The organism is Mesorhizobium sp. P3_A2 (genome assembly GCF_056403115.1).
This window is the reverse complement of sequence record NZ_JBFUGC010000005.1, coordinates 441,549-452,999: the sequence shown is the minus strand read 5'-3', so window position 1 is coordinate 452,999 and position 11,451 is coordinate 441,549. Positions and strand designations below refer to the sequence as shown.

Below are 11,451 nucleotides of genomic sequence, written 5' to 3'. Positions count from 1 at the left end.
CATATCGTGCCGGTGTTGGTCGGTGACCCCGAACTCTGCAAAATGGCCAGCGACCGCCTGCTTGGCGTGCACGGTATCTACATCCAGCCGATCAACTATCCGACCGTTCCGCGCGGCACCGAGCGGCTGCGCATCACACCGACGCCATTCCATTCCGATGCGCTGATTGCAGGACTGCAGGACGCGCTGGTCGAGACCTGGGATGCGCTCGGCATTCCCTACGGCTCCGCCGGACGGCCCGCTGTCGCCAAGAGCGACCGGATTGTTCCGCTGCTGGTGCCGAAGTCGGGCGGCTGAAGCCGCCGCCTGCTCAAACGGTCTTCATCCACCCCGCCAGCCGGTGTGCCGCTTCCTCGAGTTGATCGAGGCGGCGGTGGAAACACAGCCGCAAAAACGCTTCGCCGCCCGGGCCGAAGGCCGTTCCCGGGGCCAGGCCGACATTGGCCTTGTCGACGATGTCGAAGGCGGCCCGGCGCGGGTCGGTGAGGCCGTCGACCGTGAAGAACAGATAAAACGCGCCTTGCGGCACGGTGAAGCGCGCCTTGCCGGTGGCGCCGATTATGCCGCAGACGAGATCGCGCGCCGCGTGCGCGCGCTCCACCTGCTCGACGATGAAGGCATCGCCGTGGTCGAGGGCCGCGACGGCGCCGCGCTGCATGAACTGGGCGACACCCGAGGTCGAATACTGGATCAGGTTCTCGAACACCTGCTGCAGGTCGGGATGGGTCTTGATCCAGCCGATGCGCCAGCCGGTCATCGCCCAATTCTTGGAAAAGGAGTTGACGAACAGGATGCGGTCATCCGCGGTCGAAATGTCGAGGAAGGACGGCGCGCGGCCGTGGCCGTAGTGGAACAGCGAATAGATCTCGTCGGCGATGATCCACAGCCCCTTTTCGCGGGCGAGGTCGAGGATCGCCTGCAGCGTTTCCCTGTCGGCGGTCCAGCCGGTCGGGTTGGATGGCGTGTTGACGAACAGCGCCTTGGTGCGTGGCGTGATAGCGGCCGCTATCTTGTCGACGTCGCAGGACCAGCCATTGCCGGACTGGTCGAGCGTGACCGCAACCGGGGTAGCGCCGGAGACACCGGCGGCAGCGGCGAAATTCGGCCAGGCCGGCGACAGATAGACGACCTCGTCGCCGCTGCCGGCGACAGCGGCAAGCGCCAGCTGGATGGCATGCATGCCGGAGCCGGTGGCGATGAATTCCTCCTCGGCGAAATTCTTGCCGAAATGCCTGGCATAGTAGCGCGAAAGCGCTTGCCTGAGCTCCGGAATGCCCTTCTGCCAGGTGTAGAAGGTCTCGCCATTGGCGAGCCCCTTAGCAGCAGCCTCCGAGATGAAGGCAGGCGTCGGCAAATCGCCTTCGCCGGCCCAGAGCGGGATCATGCCCTCGCGCGTACGGCCGTAATTGACGACGGCGACAATGCCGCTTTCGGGTGCGGCCACGGCTTCGGCGCGCAAGCTATCGATCAGGGTCATGGACAGGTCCGTTTTGATATCGAGCGGGTGCTCATAGAGCGGTTCATCGTCTGAAGGAAACGCCGAACCGCTCCATGTCTTTTGTTTTTACGCAACTCCGGACGGAAAACCGTTTCACACTTTTCCTGGAATTGCTCTTAGCAGAAGCGAAAACAGAAAACCCCGGCCGCGAACGACCGGGGTTTTGGTCCAGGAGCCTGCCTCGGAGCTATTTCCTGGCGAGGAGATCGCGAATTTCGGTGAGCAAAGCGACATCGGCCGGCGGTGGAGCAGCCGGGGCGGCGGGCTTCTCGCGCTCAAGCCGCTTGCGCAGGTTGTTCACGGCCTTGACCATCAGGAAGATGATGAAGGCAAGGATGAGGAAGTTCAGCGTCGCGGTGATGAAGCTGCCATAGGCAAGGACCGCGCCCTGCCCCTTGGCCGCATCCAGAGTCGGGGCGTTGACGGCCGAGGAAAGTCCCAGGAAGTAGTTGTTGAAATCCAGTCCGCCGAAGATCGCGCCGACGATCGGCATGATGACGTCGTCGACCAGCGAAGTGACAATCTTGCCAAAGGCGGCGCCGATGATGACACCAACGGCCAGGTCCATCACATTGCCTTTGGAAATGAATTCCTGGAATTCTTTCAGCATTCGACCCTCCTTGTCATGGCAGGCCGCGTCCTCCGGCGCCGGCCCGCGCATACCATAACAAAAACCTGCGGTTGCAACAGAAGCAAAAGCCGGAAAACACCGCTTTCTCCTTACCTTAGGTCATGGCGCGACGGGTGACAGGCAACCGCCATGCGCCGAAAGCCGCGATGGACTCGACCCCAAAGCTGTGATTGCGTCTGGTCAGGCCGGAGGAATATTGGCTGTGGGAGGACTTTCGGGCCGTGCAGGGCTGGTTCATCGTCATCATTGCCGTCGCCTATGTGACGCTGCTGTTCGTCATCGCCAGTCTCGGCGACCGGCGTTCGGCGGCTTCCGGGCCCGGCCGTGCCCGGCCCTTCATCTACGCGCTCAGCCTCGCCATCTACTGCACGTCATGGACCTTCTTCGGCTCGGTCGGCCTGTCGTCGGAGCGCGGCCTCGAATTCCTCGGCATCTATACCGGCCCGGTGCTGGTGTTCGTGTTCGGCTTTCCCTTGCTCAACCGCATCGTGCGGCTGGCCAAGAGCGAGAAGATCACCTCGATCGCCGACTTCCTCGGCGCGCGCTATGGCAAGAGTTTTGCCGTCTCGGCGATCGCCACGCTGATCGCCACTATCGGCGCTGTGCCCTATATCGCGTTGCAGTTGAAGGCGATTTCCGGTTCGGTCGGCCTGATGGTCGAGCACTATACGGGATCGCCGCCCTCCTTCGATCCGTTCGTCAGCGACATCTCGCTGGTGGTGGCCATGCTGCTCGCGCTGTTTGCGGTGCTGTTCGGCACTCGTCATGCCGATGCCACCGAACATCAGGACGGGCTGGTGTTGGCGGTGGCGGTCGAAACCGTGGTCAAGCTCGCCGCCTTCCTGGCGATCGGTCTGATGGTCACCTTCCTGATCTTCGGCGGACCGGGCGACATGATCGACAAACTGGCCGAAAACAACCAGGTGCGGCAGGCGATGGGCTACAACACTTCGCTCGCCACCTGGCTGGTGCTGACCTGTTTGAGCGGCTTTGCCATCATCATGCTGCCGCGCCAGTTCTACGTCACCATCGTCGAGAACCGCGGCGAGGCCGAACTGCGCACCGCGACCTGGGTGTTTCCGCTCTATCTCGTGGCGATCAACCTGTTCGTGCTGCCGATTGCCTTCGCCGGCCTGTCGCTGGTCGGCACAAGGACCAGCAGCGATCTCTATGTGCTGTCGCTGCCGCTGTTCAGCGGCCATGACGTGCTCGCCATGGCGGCCTTCATCGGCGGCCTGTCGGCGGCGACTGCCATGGTCATCGTAGAAAGCGTGGCGCTGTCGATCATGATCTCCAACGATCTCGTCATCCCGCTGTTCGTGCGCCGGCTGCTCAAGACCACGACCTCGGAAAATGAGGACTGGTCGACGCTGATCCTCAATGTGCGGCGCGGCGCGATCTTCATCCTTTTGTTCATCGCCTTCCTCTACTACCGCGAGAGCACCAACGCGGCGCGGCTGTCGTCGATCGGCCTGATGTCGTTCGCGGCCATCGCGCAGTTTTCGCCGGCGCTGATCGGCGGGTTGATCTGGCGCGGCGCCAACGGCCGTGGCGCTGCACTTGGCATGGTCGCCGGCATCCTCGTCTGGGGCTACACGCTGCTTTTGCCTTCGCTGTCGGCGCCCGATGCCGACATCGTCGTGCAAGGGCTGTTCGGCTTCGAGGCGCTGCGGCCGCAGGCCTTGTTCGGCACCGTCGCCGAGCCGTTGAACCACGGCGTGCTCTGGAGCCTGTCCGTCAACACGCTGTTTTTTGTCCTCGGCTCACTGTCGCGCGCGTCGGTGCCGCTGGAGCGCATCCAGGCGTCAATCTTCGTGCCGCGCGAGTCCGGCCCGATGCCCAGCCTGCGCCGCTTCCGCACCGCCATTACCGTCAACCTCCTCAAGGACACCATATCGCGCTATCTCGGCGTCGAGCGCACCGAGCGCTCCTTCCAGTCCTTCGAGAAAAGCACCGGCGTCTCGCTGCACGGCAATGAGCAGGCCAGCATGGATGTCATCCGCTTTTCCGAGCAGCTGCTGGCGAGCGCGGTCGGCTCGTCGTCGGCGCGGCTGATCCTGTCACTTTTGTTTCGCCGCAACGACCGCGAATCCAAGGATGCCTTCCGCCTGCTCGACGACGCCACCGAGGCGCTGCAGCACAATCGCGACCTGCTGCAGATCGCGCTCGACCAGATGGAACAGGGCATCACCGTCTTCGACCGGGATTTCCGCCTGATCTGCTGGAACCGACAATATCGCGCGCTGTTCGACCTGCCCGACGAGATGGGCCAGGTCGGCGTCTCGCTCGACCTTATCCTGCGCCACCTTGCCGAGCGCGGCGACATCCCGGCCGACCAGCGCGTGGCGATGCTCAACCGGCTGACCAGCTTCGTCAGCCCGTGGCAGATGGAGTTGAAGACCAGCGGCCGAATCATCGAATTGCGCTCCAACCCGATGCCGGATGGCGGCATCGTCGCCACCTATGCCGACATTTCGGGACGCGTCGAACAGGATCTGGCGCTGAAGCGGGCCAATGAATCGCTGGAGCAGCGGGTCAAGACGCGCACCATCGAACTGACGCGCGTCAATGAGGAGCTGGCGCAGGCGCAGATGCTGGCCGAGGAGGCCAATCTCGGCAAGACGCGCTTCCTCGCCGCCGCCGGCCACGACATTCTGCAGCCGCTGAACGCCGCCCGGCTCTACTGCTCGTCGCTGATCGAAAAGGCCGGCAAGGGCCCGGCCGGCAAGGCTGCGGTCAACATCGAATCCTCGCTGGAATCGGTCGAGACGATCCTGGGCGCCGTGCTCGACATTTCTCGCCTCGACGCCGGCGCCATGAAGCCGGATAACAGCGCCTTCCGGCTGGACGGGCTGCTGCGCCAGATCGGCAACGACTTCCAGCCTCTTGCCGCAGAAAAGAAACTCGACCTGACGATCATGGCCTCGTCGCTCAGCGTGATGACGGACCGCAATCTGCTGCGCCGGCTGATCCAGAACCTGGTCTCCAACGCCATCAAATACACGCGCCATGGCCGCATCCTGGTCGGTGTGCGGCGGCGTGGCGAGCTCGTCGAAATCCAGGTGATCGATACCGGTATCGGCATTGCCGGCGACAAGCTGAACACGGTCTTCAACGAGTTCACCCGGCTCGACGAAGGCGTGCGTGAGGCCGAAGGCCTCGGCCTCGGCCTCTCCATCGTCGACCGCATCGCTCGCGTGCTCCGTCTCGAAATCCGGATCTTTTCCAACCCGGGCAAAGGCACGCGCTTTTCCGTCATCCTGCCGGTTGCGGCGGTTGAGGCGCCGCGGCGCGAGGTCGAGCCCAAGGCGCCTTCTCGCGTCGCGAACTCGCTGGCGGGGCTGCGCGTCATGTGCATCGACAACGACGCCCGCATCCTCGACGGCATGCGGCTTTTGCTCGAAGGCTGGGGCTGCAGCGTCGGCACGTTTTCCGGCTCGGAGGATTTCGCCCGGGCAGATATCCACCGCCCCGACATCGTGCTTGCCGACTATCACCTCGACGGCAGGAGCGGTCTCGACGTCATAGCGCGGCTGCGTGACATCCACGGCCGCGACCTAGCGGCCGTGCTGGTTACCGCCGACCGCTCCACCGAGGTCCGCGCCGCCGCCGCGGCGCTTGACGTGCCGGTGATCAACAAGCCGCTGAAGCCGGCCGTGCTGCGCTCGATGATGGCCAGGGTCAGGCCGCTGGCTTCGGCGGCCGAGTAATCGCGGCGACCAGTCTCAGCTATGTCCAAGGCTCGCAATATAGGCGCAGAACATGTCGGCCATCGCATCGGCATAGGCTTCGATCTCCGCGTCGGTGCGGGGGCTGCTTGAAAAATCCTTGCCCACCGAACTCAGCGTCGCGCCGATCAGGCCGCCGGCCAGTGCACGGACGGTTTCCGGGACCTCGGGCAAGGCTTCACGCAGGAAGTTCTGAATGGTGCGCTCGCCGGCGTCCCTTGCCTCATGCGCCTCGGGCGCGTCACGGTAGAGCGGAGCGGCGTCATTGAGCGCCCCGCGCACGGCAGCCTCCTCGCACTCCGAGCGGATGAAGGCGTGGACCAGCCTGCGCAGCCGTTCGAGCGGCGGCCGCTGGTTGTCCTCGAGTATGGTGCGCAGCAGGCCGCCCGTCTGCTGCCATTCGTCGCTCTGCAGCCGGAACAGCAGTGCGGCCTTGTTGGGGAAATATTGGTAGAGCGAGCCGACGCTCACGCCGGCCCTTTCGGCCACGCGCGTGGTGGTGAAACGCTGCGCGCCTTCGCTCGCCAAAACCTGAACAGCAGCTTCCAAAATCGCCGAGATAAGCTCGACCGCACGCGCCTGCTTGGGCTGTTTTCGCGAGGAAATAGAATAGCTTGGACGTTCGGTCATGGCACTGCCCGCAATGCGAATTGGAAACCTGAAGGATTATTCGTATTTTTGGCACGACACAAGAACGTAATGATTTTCGACTGGAGACTTTCATGACCACCCTCACCCCGCTTGCACCCCTGCTCGCCCGTCTGTTCACGGAGGCGGAAGCCGCAACGAGCCCAACTGCGGCCAGCTTCTCGCGCGACGAGCGGGAACGCCTGCTGCGCAGCAAGACCGAGTATGTCGATTTCTATGGACGGCTGAAGGACCTGTGGCTCGCGGTTTCGCCGGAGACCGGCACGCTGCTCTACATGCTGGCGCGCAGCAGCGGCGCCCGCGTCATCATCGAGTTCGGCACCTCGTTCGGCATCTCGACGCTCTATCTGGCAGCCGCCCTGAGGGACAATGGCGGCGGCCGCCTGATCACCACCGAGTTCGAGCCATCCAAGGTGATGCGGGCCAAGGCCAATCTGACCGAGGGCGGCCTCATCGACCTGGTGGAAGTCCGCGAGGGCGATGCACTGCAGACGCTGGGCGACGATCTTCCTGAAACGATCGATCTCTTGCTGCTCGACGGCGCCAAAGCAATCTACCCGGAGATATTGAGCCTGGTCGAAAGCCGGCTCAGGCCCGGCGCGCTGGTGATCGCCGACAACGCCGATTTCAGCCCCGAATATCTGGAGCGCGTGCGCTCCCCGGCATCGGGCTACATGTCGACGCCTTTCGGCGACGACGTCGAACTGTCGGTGCGGCTGAGCTGAAGCCGCCGGCGGACTGGTTGCCCGCAACCGAACAAAGCTGAGCGCTCCGGCGCTCAACTCACCGGCTGCAGCGGGTCGTTGCCGATCTTGGACAGCTGGATCACCGCCTGGGTGCGGCTGTCTACGCCGAGTTTTTGCAGGATGGCCGAGACATGCGCCTTGACCGTCGCTTCGGAGACGCTGAGCTCATAGGCGATCTGCTTGTTGAGCAGGCCTTCGGCCAGCATGCCGAGCACGCGCGTCTGCTGCGGCGTCAGCGCCTGCAGCCGCTTGATCAGGTCCGATATCTCGGGGTCGCGCTCGACGCCGAGATCGATGCCGACGGGCGCGGCGATATCGCCGGCCAGCACCGTCTGCACAGCGCTGCGGATCTCCTCCATGCTGGCCGATTTGGAGATGAAGCCGGAGGCGCCGAGATCGAGCGCGCGTCGGATGGTCACCGGGTCATCATGCGCCGACACCACCACCAGCGGCACCGCCGGGTGGATGCCACGCAGCGAGATCAGGCCGGACAGGCCACTGGCGCCCGGCATCGACAGATCGAGCAACACCAGGTCGACATCCTCATTGGCCACGACCAGCGCCTTGGCGCTTTCGAAATCGCCAGCCTCATGGATGGCGGCAACATCGCCGACGCCGGCAAGCGCCTCTTTCAGCGCGCCGCGGAAAAGCGGATGATCGTCGGCGATGACGAAGGTGTAGCCCGACGGCAAATATTCCTCCCCAAATCCCGCTGTTGATTATCGGCTTCTACGGGACCGGACGATTATGCGGCGAAGCGTTCTGTTTTCAAGCGGCAATGGCCGGATGCGGCTCAGGTCTTTTGCGAATTGAGCTTGGCGCCGTCGCCATTATCCTTGTCCATCTCCTTGACGATGCCCATGAAGCCACGCAGCATGCGCTCCATGTAATTCATCGTCTTGTCGAAATCCTCCTCGCTCGGCAATTTCGATTCGAGGCGGGCGGACAGCGAGTTCTCCAGCTTGGTGACGCGCTCGTCCATGGCCTTCATCGAGGCCTGCAAACGGTCGACCTCGTCCTGGAAGGCGGCACGTTCGTCGGCCGCCATCTTGCAGACGAGCTGGCCGGACCGCTCCTCGCAGATCGACATGGCGCCGGTCTGCGTGTCCATGCGGACATAGCCGTTGGCCGATTTTTCCAGCCGGTAGCGATCGGTCTCCTCGGACCAGGCCGATGCCGCAACCAGCGAGACCAGTGCGGCGGGGATCAGTATGTGCTGCAGACGCATGTTCCATCCTCCACGAGCCAGTGCACGTGAACCTATCACAGCTTTGCGCCGTAAATGCGGAAGAGTTGCCCTTCCCCGCATGAGCCATCCGGATTATAGCGCAGCCATGTCTCAGATTATCTACAAGATCGCGCCCGAAGCGCTTTGGCGCGAGGCCGAGAAAAGGGGCCGCTTCACCGGCGCTCCGATCGACATCGCCGACGGCTTCATCCATTTCTCGACGGCCGACCAGGCCAGGGAAACGGCGGCGAAGCATTTCGCCGGTCAGACCGGGCTGCTGCTGGTCGCTATCGACGGAGACCGGCTGGGCGAAGCGCTGAAATACGAGGTCTCGCGCGGCGGCGCGCTGTTCCCGCATCTCTATGGCGCGCTCGACATGAACACCGTGCTGTGGGTGCAGCCATTGCCGCTCGGACCCGACGGCGCGCATCAATTCCCGGCGCTGGAGGCCGAATGAGCGTGCTCGACCGCATCGCCCAGAAACTGCTGTTCAGCTTCGATCCGGAAACGGCGCATGGCATGTCGATTGCGGCATTGCGCTGCGGCCTGCCGGTCGGCGCGCGGGCAGTACGCGACGACAGGCTGAAGGTCAGCCTATGTGGCCTCGCCTTTCCCAATCCGCTCGGCATGGCCGCCGGCTATGACAAGAATGCCGAAGTGCCCGACGCGCTGCTTGGCCTCGGCTTCGGCTTTGCCGAGGTGGGCACCGTGACGCCGCTGCCGCAGGCCGGCAATCCGAAGCCACGCATCTTCCGGTTGACCGAGAATGACGCGGTGATCAACCGGCTGGGCTTCAACAATGAGGGCCACGACGCGGCGGAAAAGCGCCTTGCCGCGCGCAAGGGACGCGGCGGCATTGTCGGCGTCAACATCGGCGCCAACAAGGACAGCGCCGATCGTGTCGGCGACTATGAATTGGGCGTCTCGCGCTTTGCGAAATATGCCAGCTATCTCACGGTCAATATCTCGTCACCCAACACGCCAGGCCTGCGCACCATGCAGGCGCGCGAACAGCTCGGCGAGCTTTTGGCGCGCGTCGTTGCCGCGCGTGCGGCAGCTTCGGCAAAGCCGCCGGTCTTCCTCAAGATCGCGCCTGACCTGGTCGAGGCCGAGCTGGAAGACATCGCCGCCGAAGTCAGCGAAAAACAGATCGACGGCGTCATTGTTTCCAACACGACGCTGGCGCGGACGGGATTGCGCAGCACGACCGGCGCAGGCGAGACCGGTGGTCTCTCGGGAAAACCGCTGTTCGAGCGCTCGACCATCGTGCTGGCGAAGATGCGCAAGTTGCTTGGTCCGGAGCGCGCCATCATTGGCGTCGGCGGCGTCGATTCTGCCGAGACGGCGCTGGAGAAAATCCGCGCCGGCGCCGATCTGGTGCAGCTCTACACCGGCATGATCTATGCCGGCCCTGCGCTGCCCGGCCGTATCCTTGCCGGCATGGTGCGGTTTGCGGACAAGGAGCGGCTGAAGTCGCTGCGCGAACTACGCGATGCCGGCCTCGACCGGTGGGCTGTCAAGCCGCTCTAAAACGCCTCCCGTACCCTCACCCGCAAAATCGTCAGCAGGCTGAGGCCGCGCACCAGCAGGAAGACGTGCAGCGCCGCCCACAGGCCGTGATTGCCCAGGGACGGCGCCAAGGTGAACAATGCGGCGCTGAAGGCCAGGAAAGACAAGAGCATCATGTTGCGCATGTCGCGCGACCAGGTCGCACCGATGAAGACGCCGTCCATCTGGAAGGCCAGCACGCCGCTCAACGGCGTCAGCGCCGCCCATGGCAGATAGACATCCGCGACGTCGCGAACGTCCTGCGACGTGGTGATCAGGGCGACCAGGCCGGAGCCGCCAAGCCAGAAGATCAGCGTCGCGGTTCCCGCCAGGCCGAAACCCCAGAACAGGGTCAGCCGCACCGCCCGGCGAAACGAGGTTTCGGCGCGCGCGCCAATGGCGCGTCCCGCCAACTGTTCGGCCGCAGTGGCAAAACCGTCGAGGAAATAGCCGGCGACAAGGAAGAAGTTCATCAGAACGGCATTGGCTGCCAGCATCAGCGTGCCGAACTGCGCGCCCTGGCGTGTAAACAGCGCGAAGGCGGCAAGCAGCGAGAACGAGCGGATCATGATATCGCGGTTGAGCGACAGCATGCGCAGGAAGGCGCCCATGTCGAGCAGGCGATGTCGCGGCAGGCGCGGTGCGGCCCGGAACCGCCAGATGATGATAGCGAGGCCCAGCAGCATGGCCAGCAATTCGCCGGTGACCGTCGCCCAGGCGACGCCGGCGACGCCCCAGCCGAGCTTCAGGCCGAGCAGGATGCAGAGCACGATGTTGATGCCGTTGAGCACCGCCTGCAGCATCAGCCCGAGCCCGCCCTCGCCGCGCCCCAGCACATAACCGAGAATGGCGTAGTTGATCAGCGCAAAGGGGGCGGCGAGCATCCTGATGCGGATATAGACGCCCATCGCCTCGCTGACGCGCGGTTCGCCGCCGATGAATTTCTGGCCGGCGATGGCTATCAGCGGCGCAAGGGCGACAAGCGCGATGCCGGCGGCGACCGCGATCAGCACGGCGCGCCAGAACACCGCCTGTTCTTCCAGTTCGTCGCCGGCTCCGAAAGCCTGGGCGACGAGGCCGGTGGTGCCGGAGCGCAGGAAATTGAAGGTGTTGAAGACGACGTCGAAGACCAGCGCGCCGGCCGCCAGGCCGCCGAGCAGGGCGGCGTCGCCAAACTGCCCGACCACTGCCGTGTCGACGATGCCGAGCAAGGGCGTCGTCAGATAGGCGAGCGTCATCGGCACGGCGATGGCAAGCACCGAACGGTTGGTGACGGCGAAGGGCTTCGCGTCGGCTGGTGTTGCACCCGTGTCCAGGGATTTCTGCCTTGCTGATTGCGGCTTGATCGAACAGCCGATGTGCCCCATTTTCCGGCCACCGCGCAATGACCTTTGCCCCGACGGCCAACCGAAATCCCGGTCTGG

General features: G+C 64.2%; 11 protein-coding genes. 5 read left to right on the top strand and 6 right to left on the bottom strand.

The window, feature by feature from the left end:
- Window positions 1–297: aminotransferase class I/II-fold pyridoxal phosphate-dependent enzyme (locus AC1DXM_RS15000; RefSeq protein WP_477233733.1), on the top strand; the 297-nt coding region annotated here is incomplete at its 5' end.
- 13 nt (window positions 298–310) lie between these two features.
- On the opposite strand, the gene AC1DXM_RS14995 is transcribed toward AC1DXM_RS15000, so the two are convergent.
- Both AC1DXM_RS14995 and mscL read right to left on the bottom strand, forming a co-directional pair.
- Window positions 311–1,477 (bottom strand): pyridoxal phosphate-dependent aminotransferase, encoded by a 1,167-nt coding sequence (locus tag AC1DXM_RS14995; protein WP_477233732.1) that lies wholly within the window; start codon window positions 1,475–1,477, stop codon window positions 311–313.
- 208 nt (window positions 1,478–1,685) lie between these two features.
- On the bottom strand, window positions 1,686–2,108 hold the full coding sequence (gene mscL, locus AC1DXM_RS14990; protein ID WP_023669649.1) for a large conductance mechanosensitive channel protein MscL: 423 nt from the start codon (window positions 2,106–2,108) through the stop codon (window positions 1,686–1,688).
- A gap of 242 nt (window positions 2,109–2,350) precedes the next feature.
- On the opposite strand from mscL, the gene AC1DXM_RS14985 reads away from it, so the two are divergent.
- Window positions 2,351–5,839 (top strand): hybrid sensor histidine kinase/response regulator, encoded by a 3,489-nt coding sequence (locus AC1DXM_RS14985; RefSeq protein WP_477233731.1) that lies wholly within the window; start codon window positions 2,351–2,353, stop codon window positions 5,837–5,839.
- 15 nt (window positions 5,840–5,854) lie between these two features.
- On the opposite strand, the gene AC1DXM_RS14980 is transcribed toward AC1DXM_RS14985, so the two are convergent.
- The gene (locus tag AC1DXM_RS14980; protein ID WP_477233730.1) at window positions 5,855–6,487 is read right to left on the bottom strand and encodes a TetR/AcrR family transcriptional regulator; all 633 of its coding nucleotides are present in this window, start codon (window positions 6,485–6,487) and stop codon (window positions 5,855–5,857) included.
- A gap of 92 nt (window positions 6,488–6,579) precedes the next feature.
- Here AC1DXM_RS14980 and AC1DXM_RS14975 point away from each other — a divergent pair, with 92 nt between their 5' ends.
- On the top strand, window positions 6,580–7,230 hold the full coding sequence (locus tag AC1DXM_RS14975) for an O-methyltransferase (protein WP_477233729.1): 651 nt from the start codon (window positions 6,580–6,582) through the stop codon (window positions 7,228–7,230).
- Window positions 7,231–7,283: 53 nt separating this feature from the next.
- Here AC1DXM_RS14975 and AC1DXM_RS14970 read toward each other — a convergent pair whose 3' ends face one another.
- Window positions 7,284–7,943 carry a response regulator transcription factor gene (locus AC1DXM_RS14970; protein ID WP_477233728.1) on the bottom strand — a complete coding sequence of 220 codons (660 nt, stop codon included), beginning with the start codon at window positions 7,941–7,943 and terminating at the stop codon, window positions 7,284–7,286.
- A gap of 101 nt (window positions 7,944–8,044) precedes the next feature.
- Entirely contained in the window at window positions 8,045–8,479 is a 435-nt protein-coding gene (locus AC1DXM_RS14965; RefSeq protein WP_436258014.1) for a hypothetical protein, read from the bottom strand.
- Between the two features lie 106 nt (window positions 8,480–8,585).
- Between AC1DXM_RS14965 and AC1DXM_RS14960 the strand changes: the two genes are divergently transcribed.
- A complete protein-coding gene (locus AC1DXM_RS14960) occupies window positions 8,586–8,936 on the top strand; it encodes a DUF952 domain-containing protein (RefSeq protein WP_477233727.1) in 351 nt (116 codons plus the stop codon).
- A complete protein-coding gene (locus AC1DXM_RS14955; protein ID WP_477233726.1) occupies window positions 8,933–10,009 on the top strand; it encodes a quinone-dependent dihydroorotate dehydrogenase in 1,077 nt (358 codons plus the stop codon). The genes AC1DXM_RS14960 and AC1DXM_RS14955 overlap by 4 nt, the downstream gene beginning before the upstream one ends.
- On the opposite strand, the gene AC1DXM_RS14950 is transcribed toward AC1DXM_RS14955, so the two are convergent.
- The gene (locus tag AC1DXM_RS14950; protein ID WP_477233746.1) at window positions 10,006–11,343 is read right to left on the bottom strand and encodes an MATE family efflux transporter; all 1,338 of its coding nucleotides are present in this window, start codon (window positions 11,341–11,343) and stop codon (window positions 10,006–10,008) included. The genes AC1DXM_RS14955 and AC1DXM_RS14950 overlap by 4 nt on opposite strands.
- Window positions 11,344–11,451 lie beyond the last annotated feature (108 nt).

Bases quoted from the DNA above. Each gene is read 5' to 3' on its own strand.
- mscL (WP_023669649.1), bottom strand. From the start codon at position 2,108: ATGCTGAAAGAATTCCAGGAATTCATTTCCAAAGGCAATGTGATGGAC.
- AC1DXM_RS14995 (WP_477233732.1), bottom strand. From the start codon at position 1,477: ATGACCCTGATCGATAGCTTGCGCGCCGAAGCCGTGGCCGCACCCGAA.
- AC1DXM_RS14955 (WP_477233726.1), top strand. From the start codon at position 8,933: ATGAGCGTGCTCGACCGCATCGCCCAGAAACTGCTGTTCAGCTTCGAT.
- AC1DXM_RS14965 (WP_436258014.1), bottom strand. From the start codon at position 8,479: ATGCGTCTGCAGCACATACTGATCCCCGCCGCACTGGTCTCGCTGGTT.
- AC1DXM_RS14960 (WP_477233727.1), top strand. From the start codon at position 8,586: ATGTCTCAGATTATCTACAAGATCGCGCCCGAAGCGCTTTGGCGCGAG.
- AC1DXM_RS14975 (WP_477233729.1), top strand. From the start codon at position 6,580: ATGACCACCCTCACCCCGCTTGCACCCCTGCTCGCCCGTCTGTTCACG.
- AC1DXM_RS14980 (WP_477233730.1), bottom strand. From the start codon at position 6,487: ATGACCGAACGTCCAAGCTATTCTATTTCCTCGCGAAAACAGCCCAAG.